Raw genomic sequence first — 17,873 nt, 5'->3', positions numbered from 1 at the left:
TGCTGTCATGCTCAACGCAGTGATCGCTTGGACCGCACATTTGTCAGACATGCCCTAGGCGTCCGGGATGATGGCGCCGATGCGCCTCACTCCACGGTCCAGGTGTCGCCTCCGTGCAGCAGTCCGGCGAGATCACCAGGACCCTGGGTGGCGACTGCCTGATCGACCTGATCATTCATCAGATCGCCATAGGTGGGTCGTTCGACCTGGCGGAAGATCCCTATCGGGGTGCGAGCCAGGGTCCCCGGGTCGGCCAACCGGGAGAGCGCGAAAGCTCGGCTCGGGTCCGGTGCCTGGGCATCGTGGACAACGACGGCCGGGTCATCGCCGCCGCACACCTCGAGTCCGGCGGTGTTGGGGTTGCGCCGGATGCCGTGTTCGGCGTTGGCACCGAAACGGACCGGTTCGCCATGTTCGAGGCGGATGAGAACTTCCTCGCGGGTGTCACGATTCTTGAGGATCTCGAACGCGCCATCGTTGAAGATGTTGCAGTTCTGATAGATCTCCACGAGCGACGTGCCCCGGTGCGCTGCGGCAGCGTGTAGGACTGAGGTCAGGTGCGCTCGATCGGAATCGATGGTGCGGGCGACAAACGTCGCCTCCGCGCCGAGCGCGAGAGAGATCGGATTGAACGGGGCGTCGAGTGACCCCATCGGTGTGGATTTTGTGATCTTGCCCTGTTCGCTGGTGGGAGAGTATTGCCCCTTGGTCAGGCCATAGATCCTGTTGTTGAACAACAAGATCGTCATGTTCACGTTGCGTCGCAGGGCGTGCATGAGATGGTTGCCACCGATGGACAGCGCGTCTCCATCTCCCGTGACGACCCAGACCGACAAGTCCGGCCGGGACGCGGCGAGTCCGGTGGCGATGGCCGGTGCCCGGCCATGGATCGAGTGCAGGCCGTACGTGTTCATGTAGTACGGAAAGCGCGCGGCGCAGCCGATGCCAGAGATGAAGACGATGTTCTCCCGCGCGAGGCCGAGGTCTGGCAAGAATCCCTGGACGGCGGCGAGGACGGCGTAGTCGCCACAGCCCGGGCACCAGCGAACTTCTTGATCGCTGGAGAACTCCTTCTTGGTCTGCGCGACGTCCGTCGTGGGGACGCCATCGAGACCGGGCATGCCGAGTTCAGTGGCGGTCACAGTTGATCATCCTCTTTCATGATGATGTCGGCGAGCTCTTCGGCCTTGAACGGCAGCCCGCGAACCTGGTTGTAGCCGATGATGTCGATCAGGTACCGGGCGCGGAGCAACATCGCTAACTGGCCGAGATTCATTTCTGGCAGCAGAACGCGTTCGTACCGGTGCAAGATCTCACCGGTATTGGCCGGAAGGGGGTTGAGATAGCGCAGGTGCGCTTGCGCGACGGAGTGTCCTGCCCGGCGTGCCCGGCGTACCCCCGCGCCGATGGGGCCATACGTCGAACCCCAGCCCAACACCAGCAGCCGGGCATCCCCGGTGGGATCGTCGACCTCGAGGTCGGGCACGTCGACACCGTCGACCTTCGCCTGCCGGGTGCGCACCATGTAGTCGTGATTGGTCGGATCGTAGGAGACGTTGCCCGTGCCGTCGGCCTTTTCCAGACCGCCCACGCGGTGTTCGAGGCCGGCAGTGCCCGGAATCGCCCAGGGCCGGGCCAGTGTCTGCGGATCCCGAAGGTAGGGCCAGAATTCCGCGGAATCATCCGAATGGTGGTTCGGCTCCGTCGCGAATCCGGGATCAATGGTGGGCAGCGTCTCGACGTCCGGAATCGCCCACGGCTCGGATCCGTTGGCCAGGTAGCCATCGGAGAGCAAGAAGACCGGAGTGCGATACGTCACGGCGATCCGGGCTGCCTCCAGGGCCATCTCGAAGCAATCGGCCGGGGAGGCAGGAGCAACGATCGGCGTGGGCGCCTCGCTGTTCCGCCCGAACATCGCTTGCAACAGGTCAGCCTGTTCGGTCTTCGTCGGCAACCCCGTGGAGGGGCCACCTCGCTGCACGTCGACGATGATCAGGGGGAGCTCGAGGGCCACCGCGAGCCCGACGGTCTCGGATTTCAGCGCGACTCCCGGCCCCGAGGTGGTGGTGACTCCCAGGGATCCGCCGAACGACGCTCCGAGTGCCGCGCCCACGCCGGCGATCTCGTCCTCGGCCTGGAAGGTGCGCACGCCGAACTTCTTGTGCTTGGACATCTCGTGCAGGATGTCCGAGGCCGGAGTGATCGGGTACGACCCGAGGAAGAGCGGAAGTGACGACTGGCGGGACGCGGCGACCAGCCCGTAACTGAGCGCCGTATTCCCCGTGATGTTCCGGTACGTGCCGGGGGGCGTCGGCGCCGGCTTGATCTGGTACGAGACGGCGAAATCCTCGGTGGTCTCGCCATAGTTCCATCCGGCCTTGACGGCGCTGATGTTCGCATCGCGGATCGCCGCCTTGGTGGCGAACTTGGACTGCAAGAACGTGACCGTGCCGTCGATGGATCGTCCGTACATCCACGACAGCAGGCCGAGCGCGAACATGTTCTTCGAGCGGGACGCTTCCTTGCGGCTGAGCCCGAACGGCTCGAGCGCCTTCATGGTCATGCCGGTCAGATCGACCGCATGAACCTTGTAGCTTGCCAGGCTGCCGTCTTCCAACGGGTTCGACGTATAGCCGACCTTCTTCAACGCTCTCGACGTGAACTCGGCGGTGTCAGCGATGATCGTCGCGCCCTTGGGAAGGTCGGCGAGATTGGCCTTCAGCGCTGCCGGGTTCATCGCGACCAGGACATCCGGAGCATCGCCGGGAGTCAGGATGTCATGATCGGCGAAGTGTAGCTGGAAGCTCGAGACACCCGGCAGCGTGCCTGCCGGGGCCCGGATCTCCGCCGGGAAGTTGGGCAATGTTGACAGATCGTTACCGAACGATGCCGTCTCTGCGGTAAACCTATCGCCGGTGAGCTGCATGCCGTCACCGGAGTCACCGGCGAACCGGATCACCACGCGATCGAGTTCGCGGACCTCTTTCGCCGTCACGGCGTGTCGATGCCTCCTGCGTGTGGGCGCCTTTCAGGGGCGCGCGTGGGGGCCTGTCTCCTGTCCATGGTAAGGCAAGCCTGAGTGACGAGCCTTGTCGTCCATAGCGTGAGAGGCACCCTCCTTATTCCATCGCGTCCAGAAAATGGAACCGACGACCTGCACCAGACGTTCGGCCTGTGTGCCCAGCATGCTGAAGATTCACGTCTGCCGGGCGTGGCGCAACCAGCTACGAGCCGTCGTACTGCTCGCCGTTCCGGCATCGGTGCTCGTGCTCGGGGGGTCGATCTTCGGTCCGGTGGGAATCTCGGTCGCACTGGTTCTCGTCGTCGTGTTCGGTGGGTACGCCTGGGTGCGGGGAGTGGCAGTAGCCGTCCGGGCCATGCACGCCTATCCCGTCGGTGAAGCCGAGCAGCCGGAATTGTGCCGGATCGTGCGGGACGTGACGACCCGCAGCCGGGTTCCGATGCCACGCGTCTATGTCAGTCCGACTCCGGCTGTGAACGCGTTCGCCGCTGGGCGGCACCCCGACCATGCGGTGATCTGTCTCACACAAGGTGCTCTCGATCAGCTCGACGTTGATGAGCTGCGGTCAGTCATCGGTCACGAACTGGCGCACATTCGGCACCGTGATACCGTCCCGGCTTGCGTCGCGGTAGCACTGACCCGCGTCGCGATGGCCATACCACCGGCGGGCGTGCTCATGGCTGCCTGGGCGCGTCTCGCCGTGAGCGAGTCCCGGGAGTTCGAGGCCGACCGCGAGGCCGCACGCGTCATAGGCGAGCCTCTCGCCCTGGCACGGGCGCTGCGCAAGCTCGACGCCGCGGGTCGCGCGCTGGTGCTTCCCACCGAGCCGGGCGTGGTAGCCGCGAGCCATTTGATGATCACTAGTCCGTTGCGTTCGACGGGATACTGGCGGTTGTTCCGCTCTCACCCCTCGACCGCCGAACGTATCGCTCGCCTCGAGCACCTTGCCGGCTACCGCCGCTGAGGCGGTGAACGCACCGTTGCCGGTCCGTCGGGAAGCGATCCTCGAGGTGTTCAGCGCAGATTGGTGAACTGGATCGCGAAGTCGAAATCCTGTTCTTTCAGAAGCGTCATGACGTCCTGAAGGTCATCTTTCTTCTTCGCCGACACGCGGACCTCGTCGCCTTGGACCTGGGTCTTGACGCCCTTGGGGCCCCCGTCCCGGATCACCTTCGTGACCTTCTTCGCCTGCTCCTGGTCGAGGCCGTCCTGCAAGCTGGCGACGATCTTGTAGAGCTTGCCTGACGCTTTGGGCTCGCCCGCATCCAGGGCCTTGAGCGACACCTGGCGTTTGACGAGCTTGTTCTTGAACACGTCAAGCACGGCCAGGACGCGGTCCTCGGCGGAGGCCTCCATCTCTACTCCGTACTCGCCGTGCCAACGGATGGCGGCTTCCGTGCCGCGGAAGTCGAAGCGCTGGGAGATTTCCTTGGCTGCCTGGTTGAGGGCATTGTCCACTTCTTGCTTGTCGATCTTGCTGACGACGTCGAACGAAGACTCGCCTGCCACCTGATACTCCTTGTCATGTACGGACTTGTCGCGGTGTGGGCGGCGCCGGCGCTGATCGGCCTGGATCGTGCCGCGAACCGAGTTGCCGAGCTACACGGGCTATGAGGTATTCTCTCATCCGGACCGAGCCGAGGTGCCGGTCTACGGCAGGTTGCCCGAGCGGCCAAAGGGAGCTGACTGTAAATCAGCCGGCACAGCCTACGTGGGTTCGAATCCTACACCTGCCACGGCGTTCGTTGAGAACGTTCGGCATCGCCCTGGACCCCCTCGGGTCCAGGGCGGTCCTGCTCCGGCCACAGTCGTCGGCGTTTCCTGACTTCTCGTTTGATGTTCGTCGTGACGCTGACGGCGAGGCACGGTGGCCGTGCCGGCCGGCGTGCTTGGTAGTCTTGTCGTGGCAATCGGGCACGAGGGTATCCGGCGTGACTTCGACACTGGCCGACATGATCAATGCGAGTCGATCATGGAATGGATTCGCGTCGATGCTGCCGGGTTGTGTACCCTCGTCTCGCGCATGTGCCCCAATAGCTCAGTCGGCAGAGCGTCTCCATGGTAAGGAGAAGGTCTACGGTTCGATTCCGTATTGGGGCTCTGGACGATCCCGCAGCCTGAGGGCGGCGGGACCGGACTTGGCGGGGTAGCTCAGGTGGTCAGAGCACACGGCTCATAATCGTGGTGTCGCGGGTTCAAGTCCCGCCCCCGCTACTGTGGCCGGCCCGGGCGTGTCCGCACGATTCGAAGATTCGCTCGAGCGCCGGTTATCCTTGCTAGGTTCGTAGTCGTTGAACCCTAAGAGAGGCACCCGTGGCCGCCAAGACCGCTGACATCCGTCCGAAGATCACCATGGCATGCACGGAGTGCAAGGAGCGCAACTACATCACGAGGAAGAACCGGCGTAACGATCCCGACCGGCTCGAGCTCAAGAAGTATTGCGCTCGCTGTCGCACTCACACGCCGCATCGCGAGACCCGCTGATCGATGCGATTCGTCCAGCACGGTCGGACCGCGGCACGCCGCCCGGTCGAGACCGAACGTCGATAACGCGACGCCATGGCTATCGATCCTTCCGTCGTTGGACGTGTGTACCCGCCGCAACCGTATGAGGTGAGCAGGGAGAAGGTTCGAGAATTCGCTGAGGCGATCGGCGATCCCAACCCGGTATACACCGAGACCGAAGCAGCCCGGCAGCACGGACACCAGGATGTCGTCGCGCCACCGACGTTCGCGATGATCCCGGTGATGCGCGGGTTCGAGTTGCTGATGGACGACTTGGGGATCGAGTTCGCCCGGCTGGTACATGTCGATCAACGATTCACGTACGCCAGACCTCTCGTCGTCGGCGAACTCGTCGAGACCACCACGACGCTCGACGCGATCCGGCAGGTAGGTGGCAACGACCTCTTGACGATCCGCAACGAGGTCCGCAACGCCGCCCTTGATACCCACGTGTGCACGGCCAAGGCCACGCTGCTCATCCGGCCGGAGGAGGAGAGCGATGCGTGAGGATCGGACAGATCTGACAGTTGGACAGGTCGTGGCCTCGGCACAGTATCGAATCACGCGGGAGAATCTTGTCCGCTACGCTGGCGCCTCCGGCGATTTCAACCCCATCCATTGGAGCGACCGGGTCGCGAAATCGGTCGGGCTGCCCGGCGTCCTGGCGCACGGGATGCTGACGATGGCACTGGCCGGCCGGCTGCTCACGGATTGGCTCGGTGATCCGGCAGCCGTAGTCGAGTACGGCGTCCGGTTCTCCCGTCCGGTCGTCGTTCCTGATGACGACGAGGGCGTGGCCGTCGACGTCACCGGCACGGTCGCCGAGCTGCGTGATGATGGCCTGGTGGCCGTCGAACTCGACGTTCGGGTCGACGAGCAGAAGGTTCTGACCCAGGCTCGTGCGCTGACGCGCCCGCCAGGAAGCCACACCGGTGCCGGCGAGTCCTCGTAGCGGGCCGCTCCGATACGTTCTACCCGGGTTCCACGGCGAGGAGCACTGATGGTGGAGAGGTCCGGGATTCCCCTGTCCGAGCTCACCACGCTGCGGCTCGGCGGACCGGCCAAGCGGATCGTCGATGCCGAGACCGAGGCCGATCTCATCGACGCGGTACGAGAATGCGATTCGCGTGGCGAGCCGGTCCTCGTCCTCGGTGGCGGATCCAACCTCGTCGTCGCGGACGAGGGTTTCGAGGGCACCGTAGTTCGCGTCGCGACCAGGGGCGTCGATGTCGATTCTGCGGGATGTGAAGCTGATGACCTCGCGGCTTGTGGTGGGGTCATCGTCACTGTGGCTGCGGGCGAATCGTGGGATGAACTGGTCGAGCGCGCCGTAGGTGAGCGGTGGGTGGGAATCGAGGCGCTGTCCGGCATCCCCGGTGCCGTGGGTGCGACACCGATGCAGAACGTTGGTGCGTACGGACAGGACGTGGCGCAGACGATCTGGACCGTTCGGACGTACGATCGGGTCGATCAGCGTGTTCGGACCTTTGCCAACGCCGACTGCCGATTCGAGTACCGGAAGAGCCGCTTCAAGGGCTCCGAACGCTATGTCATCCTGTCCGTCAGCTATCAGCTGCGGCAGGGCACGCTCGGCGCCCCCGTCGGTTACGCGGAACTGGCCCGGAAACTCGGCGTGCAGCCGGGCGAGCGTGCCCCGCTGGACGACGTGCGCGCTGCCGTCCTCGAGCTGCGGCGACGCAAGGGCATGGTCCTGGACGCCGCAGACCACGACACCTGGAGTGCCGGATCGTTCTTCACGAACCCGGTGCTCGACGCCGCCGATGCCGACCGGCTGCCGGAGGGTGCCCCGCGGTGGTCCCAGCCCGATGGAAAGATCAAGACCAGCGCGGCATGGCTGATCGAACATGCCGGTTTCGGGCGTGGATATCCGTCGACGGCCGGTACCGATGGCGGGAATGATCGTCCGGATGCCCGGGTCTCGTTGTCGACCAAGCACACCCTCGCGCTCACGAACAGGGGTGGCGCCTCGACCGACGAGTTGCTGGCGTTGGCGCGCGAGATCCGCGCGTGCGTGCGGGACGTGTTCGGAATCGAGCTGACCAACGAGCCTGTGTTGGTGGGCTGCACGCTGTAGGTGGCCGACTCCGGCATGCGGGTATGCGTGCCGAGCCGGATTGTGGCACAATTCCCTCCGTGATCGATGCGCAGATTCTCGCCGAGGCCGGTCGGGCCCGCGCTGCCGTCGCCTGCTGTTGTTGTCGCTGACGCACGTACTCGACGTCTCGACCATCGTCCGTCGCCCGATTCGGGCCATCTCGTCAGCAGGTAATGATGATCACGCTACACGGTCGCACCATACTCGTCTTGCACGCTCATCCCGACGACGAAGCCATCTTCACCGGGGTGACGCTGCGCCGTCTTGCGGATCGCGGCGCGCGAGTGGTTCTCGTCACCGCGACGCTCGGCGATCTCGGAGAGGTGCGCGTTCCGCTCGACGTGGACGAGACGCTTACCGGACGCCGGATCGCCGAGGTCGAGCGTGCTGCCGAGCTGCTCGGCGTGTCACGGCTGGTCCTCCTGGGCCGGCGCGACTCCGGGCTGCCGGGTGCGGCTGACAACCTCCACCCGGATGCCCTCGTCACGGCCGATGTCCAGCTCATGGCGCGCCGTCTGGCAGCCATCGTCGAAGAGGAGAACGCGGAGGCGATCGTGCACGACGACGCGTCGGGAATCTACGGACACCCGGATCACGTCGCAGCGCATCGGATCGGCACCATGACAGCCGAGCTCACCGGCGTGACCGCATACCAGGCAACCGTGGACCGCGACCATTTGCACGACGCCCGCCCGCACCTCGTTCACGCTGCGGCCCGCGCTACGGCACTCCCGTACGGCGTCCCTTCCTCCGAGGTCGAGCTCATGCTGGCCGCGACTCCCTCCGAACTGCGCAGCAAGCGTGCCGCGATCGCCGCGCACGCCAGCCAGATCGAGGCCGACGAGGTCAGCCACGAAGCGTTCGACGTGGCGTATGGGTACGAATGGTACGTCCGATCCGGTGCACCGGGGATCCTCGACATCGTGGGCGATCGTCAGGCAGCGGCCGCCGTGCCGGGCTGAGCCCAGCGTGTCTCCCCAACAGCGGTTGCCCGTCGTCGTTCCCGTCGGGCTACTCGTCGGCAGGGGCCGCCAGCCACGCGTCGATGTCCTCGAGCATGCGCTTTCGAATATCCGACGGCGCAGCTGAGCCGTGAACCGATGAACGAGCCAAGGCGGCGAGTTCGGCGTCGCTGAACCCGTGTACCTGGCGCGCCGTTTCGTACTGATCCAGCAAGCGAGACCCGAACAGAAGCGGGTCGTCGGCGCCCAGCGCGATCTGCGCTCCCGCTCGCTGCAGTACCTCGAGGGGGACGCTCGGCAGATCCGTGTACACGCCCAGTGACACGTTTGACGCGGGGCAGACCTCGAGTGTCACGTTCTCCTCGACGACGCGCGACAAGAGCGCGGGGTCCTCCACGGCGCGCACCCCGTGCCCGAGACGGTGCGCGTCGAGTTCGTCGAGACAGGACCAGATGTTGTCCGGTCCACGGAGCTCGCCTCCGTGTGGTGCCGCGATCAGATCCGCCCGGCGAGCGATCTTGAAGGCGCGGGCAAAGTCCTCGGTCACGCCGCGCCGCTCGTCGTTGGACAGGCCGAAGCCCACAACCCCGCGTCCCGCGTACTTCGCCGCGAGCCGAGCCAGGGTCCGCGCGTCGAGCGGGTGACGGGTCCGATTGGCGGCGATGATCACGGCGATGCCGATGTCGTGGCGTTCAGCCGCATCTCGTGCGGCGTCCAGGACGAGATCGGTAAACGCCGTGATGCCGCCGAACTGGTTTCCGTACCCGGATGGATCGACCTGGATCTCCAGCCACCGGGATCCCTCGGCGGCATCGTCCTCCGCTGCCTCGAACAGTAGCCGGCGCACGTCCGCCTCGGTGCGAAGGACAGATCGCGCGAGATCGTAGAGGCGTTGGAACCGGAACCACCCCTTCTCATCTGCGGCGGAAAGTCGCGGTGGCCACTCGTCCCGCAGGGCGTCCGGAAGCCGAATGCCGTGCTGATCCGCGAGTTCCACCAGAGTGGAATGCCGCATCGATCCGGTGAAGTGCAGGTGGAGGTGGGCCTTGGGGAGCAAACTGAGATCACGAAGGGTCACATACATACTGTGCCTTCGATCGGGGGCGCTGCGCGACGCACTTGTGGCAGGATTCACGCCCCCGTTGGCGTCCTTCCCTTCTCCCGTGACCGCGTGCCCGCTCACTACCTGGATGCGCGATTCAGCTCACGTAGTTCAGCCCAACAGCCGTTGGATCCTCCCGATGCCCTCGGCAAGGTCGTCGTCTCCGAGGGCGTAGGAGAGCCGGAGGTATCCGCTCGGCCCGAAAGCCTCGCCCGGCACGACCGCGACCTCGGCCTCCTCAAGGATCACCTCGGCGAGCTCGACGCTCGTCCGCGGGGTACGACCCGCGATCTGACGTCCGAGCACACCTTTGACCGACGGGTAAGCATAGAACGCGCCCTGCGGTTCGGGGCAGTGCACACCGTCGATCTCGTTGAGCATCGACACGATCGTGTGGCGTCGGCGGTCGAAGGCTGCGCGCATCGTCGCGACGGCCGCGAGATCACCAGTGACGGCGGCGAGAGCGGCTCGCTGCGACACGTTGGCGACGTTGGACGTGGCGTGCGATTGCAGGTTGGTCGCGGCCTTGACCACGTCGGTGGGCCCGATGAGCCAGCCCACCCGCCAGCCGGTCATGGCATAGGTCTTGGCCACGCCGTTCAAGACGAGGCACGTGCTGGCGAGCTCGGGCACCTCCACGGGCATGGATGCAAACGACGTATCCCCGTAGGTGAGATGTTCGTAGATCTCGTCGGTCACGACCCAGATTCCGTTCTGGTGGGCCCAGAGGCCGATGTCCCGGACCTCGCCGGGCGGGTACACGGCACCCGTCGGGTTGGACGGCGAGCAGAACAGCAGCACCTTGGTGCGATCGGTGCGGGCGGCGTCGAGCTGCTCGATACTCACCCGATAGCCCGTGTTCTCGTCGGTAATCACCTCGACTGCCACCCCGCCTGCGAGCTTGATGGCCTCCGGGTACGTCGTCCAGTACGGAGTGGGGAGCAGGACTTCGTCACCCGGGTCGATGATCGTGGCGAACGCCTCGTAGACGGCTTGTTTGCCGCCGTTGGTGACGAGCACCTGGGAAGGATCGACCTCGTAACCGGAATCCCGAGCGGTCTTTGCCGCCAGCGCTTCCTTCAGCTCGGGAAGCCCGCCGGCCGGACTGTAGCGGTGATTCTTCGGGTCGCGGCACGCGGCTGCGGCTGCCTCGACGATGTACTCGGGTGTGGGGAAGTCCGGCTCGCCGGCGCCGAACCCGATAACGGGACGGCCCTCGGCCTTCAACGCCTTGGCCTTGGCGTCGACGGCTAGCGTGGCGGACTCGGTGATGGCCGAGATGCGGTTCGATATTCGGGAACGCGAAGCGCCGGACGGGGCGCCGGCGGAGGATGCCAGGGTCATGCCGCTTATCTTGGCATCACCCTGGGGCGGCGCGCCAAGGAGTTGTCCGGGCTCCCGATGCGCGCCCCATGGTGGCTCACCATGGGGCTGTTGATGCGGCGGTACCCGAGCGGCACCCGTGGGGACGGTTCAGTACACGCGTGGCGACATGGCCCGGTAGTACTCGCTCGATTCGGGCCGGTACATGAGAACCAGCGCGCTTGCCGCGATCGCGATCGTGACGGCAGTGATGACCGACGCCAAGGTGAGTGCCCCCAGGAGGCTGAACAAGGCAAAGATGATGTACATCCCACCGAGAATCGTGGCGACGATCCGCGCCCAGTAGCGGCCGCGCTTGTTGGCGCGCGCCATCCAGAGCCAGAGGAGAATGCCGACGATCAGCATGCCGACACCTGACGCGTAGATGGTGTCGGCCTGGCTTTCGAGTTGTTCCACGCCGAGTTCGTCCTCTGTCTGGAGACTCTCGCGTAGCTCGGTACGTATGTTCTCGGCGTTGACAAGAAAGAACAGGAGATTGAGCCCGAAGATGGCGGCTCCGATATACATCAGCCTGACGGCGAGCACGAGCTGACGTGGCGGATGCGGCGCGCCGTGACCTGCTCGTTCTGGCGATCCCGAACCCCACGATGCCGACGAGTGCTCATCGCCCCACGATGATTGCTCCGGATCACGCCGCCCGCTGGGCATGCTGAACGGATTCCACCGGGAACCCGAGCCAGCGTCGTCGCCTGGTGTGCTGCCGCTCATCTCAGCGCTCCCACATGATCGACATCCTTGCCGGTACGAGACAAGTCCTCTGCTGGAACTCTAGCTGGCGGCGTTGTCGATCCGCGAATTCGGTCGCTTTCCCACCCCGTATTGTGACGCGAGTTCGACCTTCGCGCCCCTTACCCCGTACACTCTTGTCTTCGGTGGTCGTGGATCCGTGCCGGAGTGTGCCTGCGGCGCTAGGGTGGTATGTGCGGCCACACCCCGAAGGGCAGTAGCTCAATTGGCAGAGCACCGGTCTCCAAAACCGGCGGCTGGGGGTTCGAGTCCCTCCTGCCCTGCTGGTCGCCAGTGCCGCGTCCCGGACGCGGCGTGGCGGCCGTGCCGGCACCAGCTACCGCCCCGCGTGGGCGGTGAAAATCCAGGATCAAGCGAGGTAAGTACGTGACGGAGACGAGCGGTCAGACCGCCACGCCCGACCGTCCGCGTCAGCCGAGGCGGCGCGGGCCGATCGCGCGCCTGTCGCTGTGGGTCCGGCAGGTGGTGGCCGAGCTTCGCAAGGTCGTCTACCCGACGCGCCAGCAGCTGTTGACGTATACGGCGGTGGTGCTCGTGTTCGTCGCGATCATGATTGCCATCGTCTCCGTGCTCGACCTGGGCTTCGGCTGGGCGATAATCGAGATATTCGGCTGACCCGCCCATGCAGGAAAGCTACCAGGAGGAAGAAGTCCGCACCGTGTCCGAACAGCACACGCCCATCGACGACGAGGCTGCCGCGATGGAGCCGGAGCAGGACGTGACCGGCGCAGAGTCTGACGCCCCGGCCGTGGAGGACGTCGGCGGCCAGGAAGGCGCCGCCGAGGCACCGGATTCGGTGAGCTCGTCCAGCGCGGAGAGCGACGAAGCGGAGGGCGAGGAAGAAGACCCGCTCGCGGAGTTTCGCCGCGCCCTTCGGGCCAAGCCGGGCGAATGGTACGTGATCCAGACGTACTCCGGTATGGAGAACCGTGTCCGGCTGAATCTGGAGAACCGGATCGTCAGCCTCAACATGGAGGACTACATCTTCGAGGTCGAGGTGCCGACCGAGGAAGTAGCCGAAATCAAGGGCGGGCAGCGGCGCATGGTCAAGCGCAATCGCTTTCCCGGTTACGTGCTCGTGCGAATGGAGATGACGGACGAGTCTTGGGCCGCGGTCCGTCACACGCCGGCCGTCACCGGATTCGTCGGGCACGGGCATGAACCGTTGCCGCTGACGCTGTCCGAGGTCGAGCGGTGGCTCGCGCCGGAGATCAAGGAGCCGGTCAAGAAGACGACGGACGAGAAGAAGCCGGTGGAGGTCGTCGACTTCCAGGTCGGTGATTCGGTGATGGTCGTCGATGGTCCGTTTGCCACGCTGCATGCGACCATCAACGAGATCAACACCGATTCGCAGAAGGTCAAGGGCCTGGTCGAGATCTTCGGTCGCGAGACGCCGGTCGAGCTCTCGTTCAACCAGATTCAGAAGCTGTAGCAGGGTGCTACGGGGCGGCCCGAGCCGTCCACGACCAACGAGGAACGAAGAGGACCCGAGAAGATGCCCGCGAAGAAGAAAGTCGCAGGCCTGATCAAGCTCCAGATCCAGGCCGGTCAGGCCACGCCCGCGCCGCCCGTCGGCCCGGCGCTCGGTCAGCACGGCGTGAACATCATGGAGTTTTGCAAGGCCTACAATGCAGCCACCGAGGCTCAGCGTGGCAACGTCGTGCCGGTCGAGATCACGGTCTACGAAGACCGCTCGTTCACGTTCGTCACCAAGACGCCACCGGCAGCCAAGCTGATCTTGAAGGCGGCTGGCGTGGATAAGGGTTCCAGCGAGCCGCACCGGAACAAGGTCGGCACGGTCACGCGTGATCAGATCCGTGGTATCGCCGAGCAGAAGATGCCGGATCTCAATACGGATGACCTCGACGCTGCCGAGAAGATTGTCGCTGGAACCGCGCGCCAGATGGGCGTAAAGATCAACGAGTAGATGTACAGCTCGCGCTGGGCGATGCGGATTGCCCAGCTTGTGGAAGGGCAGCGCTAGCCCGTACCACACCTCCACACACTTGAGGAGTATCGATGAAGCGCAGCAAGGCCTACCGGGCAGCCGCCGAGAAGATCGATCGCGGCCGCCTCTACACCGCCGCCGAGGCGATCCGCCTGGCGAAAGAGACCTCCGTCACCAAGTACGACGCCACGATCGAGGTGGCGATACGACTCGGTGTCGACCCCCGCAAGGCGGACCAGATGGTCCGTGGCACGGTCAACCTCCCGCACGGCACCGGCAAGACCGCCCGGGTCCTGGTCTTCGCCGCCGGGCCGAAAGCTCAGGAGGCGAGCGACGCTGGCGCCGACATCGTCGGCGGCGACGAGCTGATCGAGGAAGTACAAGGTGGCCGGCTCGACTTCGATGCGGTCGTCGCGACCCCCGACATGATGGGCAAGGTCGGCCGTCTGGGCCGTGTCCTCGGTCCGCGCGGCCTGATGCCGAATCCGAAAACCGGTACTGTCACGGTCGACGTCGCCAAAGCTGTGAGTGACATCAAAGGCGGCAAGATCGAATTTCGGGTGGACCGCCACGCCAATCTCCACTTTGTGATCGGCAAAGCCTCGTTCTCCGATGAGGCGTTGCTCGAGAACTACAACGCAGCGATCGAGGAGATCGTGCGGCTCAAGCCGGCGTCCTCCAAAGGCCGTTATCTGAAGCGGGCAACGATCACGTCGACGATGGGTCCAGGCATCCCCATCGATCCCAGCAAGGTTCGCGTGCCGCGACCGGCCGGCGCGTGACCCCTCCGCCGGGCTCGGGCTGGCGCGGTCAGCTCCACCGAGCCCGGCGTTCTCGCAAGGGTGGCACGCATGTCGATGAGGTCCGCGCTGTATGAGCGCGCGGAGCCGTTGTGGCGCCAGCTTCCCGCCGTCGAACGGCAGTTCGCGGCGATTCTCCGGCTTCCGGTCATCGGACCGCTGCTGACGTGGCTTCGTCTGGACTTTGCCGGTGTCGTCGGGGCGGCGTCGTTTTTCGCCTGGTCACTGACACCCTCGCTGCTGCCCCGGACGTGGTATTACCAGGCGCTCGTTACCGGTGTCACCGCGGCGGTGGGCTATACCATCGGCGCCCTCATCGGCGCCATCATCCGGTTCGCCGTCCGACGTGTCAGACGAGGCTGGCGGCCGGATCGGCGGACCGTCCTGATCGCGTGGACCTTGTTGGGCATCAACGTCGCCGGCTGGTCTGCCTGGTACCTGGTGGCCTCCGCCCGCTGGCAGAGTGAACTCCGGGAGCTCATGGACGTGGGGAGCCCGGGGCCGAGCCACTACTTGCTCATCTTGCTCTTCTCGTTCCTCCTATTCGTCGGGCTCCTGGCGATAGGGAGGTTGTTGCGGGGAGCGTCACGTTGGCTGGGCCGGATCCTGTCCCGCTGGGTCCCGATCCCGGTGGCCGTCGTCGGGTCCGCACTCGCCGTGGCCGGGATCGTGTTCTGGTCGTGGACCGGCGTGCTGTATCCGTCGTTGCTCGGTGTGGCCAACAACGCGTTCGCGGCGATCAATCAAGTCACGGATGCACAGCGCGGGCCGCCACCGGTCACCACTCACTCCGGTGGCCCCGACTCGCTGGTCACCTGGGATTCGTTGGGCCGTAAAGGGAGAGAGTTCATCTCCGATGGGCCGACGGCGGCCGAGCTCGAAGAGTTCAGCGGGCGCCCAGCTCTGGATCCGGTACGGACCTACATCGGCATGGAATCGGCCGAAACGGCACCGGGGCTGGCGTCGCTCGCGGTGCGAGAGCTCGAACGCGCGGGCGGCTTCGAACGTGAAGTGCTGGTGGTCGTCACGCCAACGGGGACCGGATGGGTCGACGACGCAGCAGCCGACGCCCTCGAGTACTTGTACAACGGTGACAGCGCGATCGTCTCGATCCAGTACTCGTACTTGCCGAGCTGGCTCTCGTTCCTGGCCGAACGCGAACAGGTGGAGATCTCCGGTGAGGAACTCTTCGACGCCGTTTACGAACGTTGGTCCCGGCTTCCGGAGGACTCCCGGCCGCGGTTGCTCGTCTACGGAGAGAGCTTTGGCGCTGTGGGGAGCGCGGCCGCGTTCGAAGACCTCGACGAGCTGGGGACGAAGATTGACGGCGCTCTCTGGGTCGGTTCTCCACGATGGCACCCGCTACGAGAAGAGGTCACCCGGAACCGGGAACCCGGATCGCTGGAGCGGCTGCCGGTGTATGAGGGAGGGCAGACGGTCCGGTTCTGGGGCGGTTGGCACCAGCCACTCGATACGACGGGCTGGGAAGAGCCCAGAGTGTTGTTCTTGCAGCACGCTTCCGATCCGGTGGCGTTCTGGTCTCCCGAACTGATCTGGGCAGAGCCGGATTGGCTACGCGAGCCGCCCGGTGAGGATGTGCTGCCACACTTCAACTGGTATCCCTTCGTGACGTTCTGGCAGCTCACTGCCGATATGGCGGTGTCTGGCCTGATGCCCGAGGGCCATGCGCACAACTATGGTGGCGAGCTCGTCGACGCGTGGCTCCACGTGGCACCGCCCGACCATCGCTGGTCGGAAGAACGCCTGGACGAACTGCGCGGGAACGTACAGTCGTTCGATCTGGAAGACGACACTCGCCTCTGGTAACCCGCTCCCCCTTTTCCGAATGATCATGTTTGGTACGTTTTCTCGGGCCATAACACGTCTATAGACGTAGTACGGCCCGAGAAAACGTACCAAACATGATCATTCTGGGGTGGCTCGGTGGGGTGGGGAGTTCGAGCATTTTGTGAACCGGAGCCGTCGGCCGTATGATGACAAACGCCGAAGACCGCCGGTTTCGTGTCCCAGGGCACGACGAAGGTTCCGCTGCATGTGGACGGCCTGCGCAGGTGTACGTAAGACGACGTGTCATGTCTATCTACATGACAGCCGCCCCGTGCCCTGCGCTCGGGGCCTTTTTCGTGTTCGGGCTTGTTGAGATCGATCGATGTCGAACGTGATCTCGAGATCCGGTGGTCGACAGCACCGACCTATTCGTACGTCATAAGGAGTCCCATGGCGAGGGCTGAGAAGGCAGCCGCGGTCGCCGAGTTGGCCGAGGAGTTCCGGAGCTCGTCGGCCGTCGTGTTGACCGAATATCGCGGCCTCTCCGTCAAGGAGATGACGGAGCTGCGCCGTTCTCTCGGTGGGGACGCGTCGTACACGGTGGTGAAGAACACGCTGACCAAGCTCGCGGCCAAGGAGGCCGGGGTGGACGGGATCGAGGACTATCTCGAAGGCCCGTCAGCCATCGCCTTTGTCAAGGGCGATCCGGTCGCGGTGGCCAAGGGCTTGCGTGACTTCGCCAAGAGTCACCCTGCTCTCGACGTGAAAGGCGGCCTGTTCGATGGCTCGCCGGTCACGCCGGACGAGATCAAGAGGCTCGCCGACCTCGAGTCGCGTGAGGTCTTGTTGGCCAGGCTGGCCGGCGCGCTGAAGGCGTCCACGCAAAACGCAGCTTCGCTCTTCGCCGCGCCACTGTCCCAGACGGCCCGCGTGGTCGACGCGCTCCGCCAGAAGGTCGAGGAAGGCGGCGACGCTTCCGCGAAGGAGAGCAACGACGAGGGTTGACCGGTTGGGAAACGTGACCGGGGCAACCCAGCACCAGATCCGGCGTTAGCCGAACACGAGAAAGGAACCCGCCACCATGGCGAAGCTCAGCACCGATGAGCTCCTGGATGCATTCAAGGAGATGTCCTTGATCGAGCTCTCGGAGTTCGTCAAGAAGTTCGAGGAGACCTTCGAGGTCACCGCTGCTGCTCCGGTGACCGTTGCGGCAGGCGGTGCCGCTGCGGGCGGAGGCGAAGAAGCGGAAGAGGTCGAGGAGCAGGACGAGTTCGACGTCGTGCTCGATTCGGCCGGCGACAAGAAGATCCAGGTCATCAAGGAAGTTCGTGGCCTGACGAACCTCGGCCTGAAGGAAGCCAAGGACCTCGTCGAAGAGGTGCCGAAGCCGCTCCTCGAGAAGGTCAACAAGGAGACGGCCGATCAGGCCAAGGAGGCACTCGAAGGCGCTGGCGCGACGGTGACCATCAAGTAGGCACATGCCTCTTGCGTGACGGGGAC

At 65.0% G+C, this 17,873-nt stretch carries 19 protein-coding genes and 4 tRNA genes; 17 read left to right on the top strand and 6 right to left on the bottom strand.

Annotated features, from left to right (window positions below; all coding sequences use genetic code 11):
- Positions 1 to 86 precede the first annotated feature (86 nt).
- A complete protein-coding gene (locus DPM12_RS20680) occupies positions 87 to 1,121 on the bottom strand; it encodes a 2-oxoacid:ferredoxin oxidoreductase subunit beta (RefSeq protein WP_112260251.1) in 1,035 nt (344 codons plus the stop codon).
- Between the two features lie 17 nt (positions 1,122 to 1,138).
- The gene (locus DPM12_RS20675; protein ID WP_211659188.1) at positions 1,139 to 2,995 is read right to left on the bottom strand and encodes a 2-oxoacid:acceptor oxidoreductase subunit alpha; all 1,857 of its coding nucleotides are present in this window, start codon (positions 2,993 to 2,995) and stop codon (positions 1,139 to 1,141) included.
- Between the two features lie 190 nt (positions 2,996 to 3,185).
- Here DPM12_RS20675 and DPM12_RS20670 point away from each other — a divergent pair, with 190 nt between their 5' ends.
- The gene (locus DPM12_RS20670) at positions 3,186 to 3,986 is read left to right on the top strand and encodes a M48 family metalloprotease (RefSeq protein ID WP_112260245.1); all 801 of its coding nucleotides are present in this window, start codon (positions 3,186 to 3,188) and stop codon (positions 3,984 to 3,986) included.
- Positions 3,987 to 4,036: 50 nt separating this feature from the next.
- Here the strand turns inward: DPM12_RS20670 and DPM12_RS20665 are convergent, their stop codons facing one another.
- Complete coding sequence (locus tag DPM12_RS20665) at positions 4,037 to 4,531, bottom strand: YajQ family cyclic di-GMP-binding protein (protein ID WP_112260244.1); 495 nt, start codon at positions 4,529 to 4,531, stop codon at positions 4,037 to 4,039.
- A 145-nt stretch (positions 4,532 to 4,676) separates the two neighbouring features.
- Between DPM12_RS20665 and DPM12_RS20660 the strand changes: the two genes are divergently transcribed.
- The 8 genes from DPM12_RS20660 (at position 4,677) to DPM12_RS20625 (ending at position 8,605) form a co-directional block, all read left to right on the top strand.
- Positions 4,677 to 4,758: transfer RNA gene (locus tag DPM12_RS20660), tRNA-Tyr, on the top strand.
- Between the two features lie 291 nt (positions 4,759 to 5,049).
- A tRNA-Thr gene (locus DPM12_RS20655) sits at positions 5,050 to 5,122 on the top strand.
- 40 nt (positions 5,123 to 5,162) lie between these two features.
- A tRNA-Met gene (locus DPM12_RS20650) sits at positions 5,163 to 5,236 on the top strand.
- A gap of 99 nt (positions 5,237 to 5,335) precedes the next feature.
- On the top strand, positions 5,336 to 5,506 hold the full coding sequence (gene rpmG / locus DPM12_RS20645) for a 50S ribosomal protein L33 (RefSeq protein WP_112260243.1): 171 nt from the start codon (positions 5,336 to 5,338) through the stop codon (positions 5,504 to 5,506).
- Positions 5,507 to 5,581: 75 nt separating this feature from the next.
- Positions 5,582 to 6,034 carry a MaoC family dehydratase N-terminal domain-containing protein gene (locus DPM12_RS20640; protein WP_112260242.1) on the top strand — a complete coding sequence of 151 codons (453 nt, stop codon included), beginning with the start codon at positions 5,582 to 5,584 and terminating at the stop codon, positions 6,032 to 6,034.
- Entirely contained in the window at positions 6,027 to 6,479 is a 453-nt protein-coding gene (locus tag DPM12_RS24385; RefSeq protein WP_112260241.1) for a MaoC family dehydratase, read from the top strand. The genes DPM12_RS20640 and DPM12_RS24385 overlap by 8 nt, the downstream gene beginning before the upstream one ends.
- A 48-nt stretch (positions 6,480 to 6,527) precedes the next feature.
- Entirely contained in the window at positions 6,528 to 7,622 is a 1,095-nt protein-coding gene (locus DPM12_RS20630) for a UDP-N-acetylmuramate dehydrogenase (protein WP_112260240.1), read from the top strand.
- A 197-nt stretch (positions 7,623 to 7,819) separates the two neighbouring features.
- Positions 7,820 to 8,605, top strand: a complete 786-nt coding sequence (locus DPM12_RS20625; protein WP_158542983.1) for a PIG-L family deacetylase — start codon at positions 7,820 to 7,822, stop codon at positions 8,603 to 8,605.
- Between the two features lie 49 nt (positions 8,606 to 8,654).
- Here DPM12_RS20625 and DPM12_RS20620 read toward each other — a convergent pair whose 3' ends face one another.
- The 3 genes from DPM12_RS20620 to DPM12_RS20610 all read right to left on the bottom strand — a co-directional run bounded on the left by DPM12_RS20620 (position 8,655) and on the right by DPM12_RS20610 (position 11,798).
- Positions 8,655 to 9,683 carry an adenosine deaminase gene (locus DPM12_RS20620; protein ID WP_211659186.1) on the bottom strand — a complete coding sequence of 343 codons (1,029 nt, stop codon included), beginning with the start codon at positions 9,681 to 9,683 and terminating at the stop codon, positions 8,655 to 8,657.
- A 135-nt stretch (positions 9,684 to 9,818) separates the two neighbouring features.
- Positions 9,819 to 11,051, bottom strand: a complete 1,233-nt coding sequence (locus DPM12_RS20615; protein WP_112260237.1) for a pyridoxal phosphate-dependent aminotransferase — start codon at positions 11,049 to 11,051, stop codon at positions 9,819 to 9,821.
- A gap of 129 nt (positions 11,052 to 11,180) precedes the next feature.
- On the bottom strand, positions 11,181 to 11,798 hold the full coding sequence (locus DPM12_RS20610) for a hypothetical protein (protein ID WP_112260236.1): 618 nt from the start codon (positions 11,796 to 11,798) through the stop codon (positions 11,181 to 11,183).
- A gap of 229 nt (positions 11,799 to 12,027) precedes the next feature.
- Here DPM12_RS20610 and DPM12_RS20605 point away from each other — a divergent pair.
- From DPM12_RS20605 to rplL, 8 genes are all read left to right on the top strand, one after another.
- Positions 12,028 to 12,100, top strand: a tRNA-Trp gene (locus DPM12_RS20605).
- A 103-nt stretch (positions 12,101 to 12,203) separates the two neighbouring features.
- The gene (secE, locus tag DPM12_RS20600) at positions 12,204 to 12,452 is read left to right on the top strand and encodes a preprotein translocase subunit SecE (protein WP_112260235.1); all 249 of its coding nucleotides are present in this window, start codon (positions 12,204 to 12,206) and stop codon (positions 12,450 to 12,452) included.
- A gap of 43 nt (positions 12,453 to 12,495) precedes the next feature.
- Positions 12,496 to 13,269 carry a transcription termination/antitermination protein NusG gene (nusG, locus tag DPM12_RS20595; RefSeq protein WP_245951330.1) on the top strand — a complete coding sequence of 258 codons (774 nt, stop codon included), beginning with the start codon at positions 12,496 to 12,498 and terminating at the stop codon, positions 13,267 to 13,269.
- 63 nt (positions 13,270 to 13,332) lie between these two features.
- Complete coding sequence (gene rplK / locus DPM12_RS20590; RefSeq protein ID WP_112260233.1) at positions 13,333 to 13,764, top strand: 50S ribosomal protein L11; 432 nt, start codon at positions 13,333 to 13,335, stop codon at positions 13,762 to 13,764.
- 92 nt (positions 13,765 to 13,856) lie between these two features.
- Entirely contained in the window at positions 13,857 to 14,567 is a 711-nt protein-coding gene (gene rplA, locus DPM12_RS20585; RefSeq protein WP_112260232.1) for a 50S ribosomal protein L1, read from the top strand.
- Between the two features lie 69 nt (positions 14,568 to 14,636).
- A complete protein-coding gene (locus DPM12_RS20580; protein WP_112260231.1) occupies positions 14,637 to 16,412 on the top strand; it encodes an alpha/beta hydrolase in 1,776 nt (591 codons plus the stop codon).
- A 411-nt stretch (positions 16,413 to 16,823) separates the two neighbouring features.
- A complete protein-coding gene (rplJ, locus tag DPM12_RS20575; RefSeq protein WP_112260230.1) occupies positions 16,824 to 17,378 on the top strand; it encodes a 50S ribosomal protein L10 in 555 nt (184 codons plus the stop codon).
- A 76-nt stretch (positions 17,379 to 17,454) separates the two neighbouring features.
- Positions 17,455 to 17,847, top strand: a complete 393-nt coding sequence (gene rplL / locus DPM12_RS20570) for a 50S ribosomal protein L7/L12 (protein ID WP_112260229.1) — start codon at positions 17,455 to 17,457, stop codon at positions 17,845 to 17,847.
- Positions 17,848 to 17,873: the final 26 nt, after the last annotated feature.

The organism is Phytoactinopolyspora halophila (assembly GCF_003287285.1).
Lineage (GTDB): Bacteria > Actinomycetota > Actinomycetes > Jiangellales > Jiangellaceae > Phytoactinopolyspora_A > Phytoactinopolyspora_A halophila.
Note: the sequence above shows the minus strand (reverse complement) of the source record. Positions and strands in the feature narration are given on the sequence as shown.

Excerpts from the sequence above, each read along its gene's own strand:
- DPM12_RS20630 (WP_112260240.1), top strand. The coding sequence starts at position 6,528 with ATGGTGGAGAGGTCCGGGATTCCCCTGTCCGAGCTCACCACGCTGCGG.
- DPM12_RS20625 (WP_158542983.1), top strand. The coding sequence starts at position 7,820 with ATGATCACGCTACACGGTCGCACCATACTCGTCTTGCACGCTCATCCC.
- DPM12_RS20640 (WP_112260242.1), top strand. The coding sequence starts at position 5,582 with ATGGCTATCGATCCTTCCGTCGTTGGACGTGTGTACCCGCCGCAACCG.
- DPM12_RS24385 (WP_112260241.1), top strand. The coding sequence starts at position 6,027 with ATGCGTGAGGATCGGACAGATCTGACAGTTGGACAGGTCGTGGCCTCG.
- DPM12_RS20670 (WP_112260245.1), top strand. The coding sequence starts at position 3,186 with ATGCTGAAGATTCACGTCTGCCGGGCGTGGCGCAACCAGCTACGAGCC.
- DPM12_RS20680 (WP_112260251.1), bottom strand. The coding sequence starts at position 1,121 with ATGCCCGGTCTCGATGGCGTCCCCACGACGGACGTCGCGCAGACCAAG.
- DPM12_RS20615 (WP_112260237.1), bottom strand. The coding sequence starts at position 11,051 with ATGACCCTGGCATCCTCCGCCGGCGCCCCGTCCGGCGCTTCGCGTTCC.
- DPM12_RS20610 (WP_112260236.1), bottom strand. The coding sequence starts at position 11,798 with ATGAGCGGCAGCACACCAGGCGACGACGCTGGCTCGGGTTCCCGGTGG.
- DPM12_RS20580 (WP_112260231.1), top strand. The coding sequence starts at position 14,637 with ATGTCGATGAGGTCCGCGCTGTATGAGCGCGCGGAGCCGTTGTGGCGC.
- rplA (WP_112260232.1), top strand. The coding sequence starts at position 13,857 with ATGAAGCGCAGCAAGGCCTACCGGGCAGCCGCCGAGAAGATCGATCGC.
- rplL (WP_112260229.1), top strand. The coding sequence starts at position 17,455 with ATGGCGAAGCTCAGCACCGATGAGCTCCTGGATGCATTCAAGGAGATG.
- rplJ (WP_112260230.1), top strand. The coding sequence starts at position 16,824 with ATGGCGAGGGCTGAGAAGGCAGCCGCGGTCGCCGAGTTGGCCGAGGAG.
- rplK (WP_112260233.1), top strand. The coding sequence starts at position 13,333 with ATGCCCGCGAAGAAGAAAGTCGCAGGCCTGATCAAGCTCCAGATCCAG.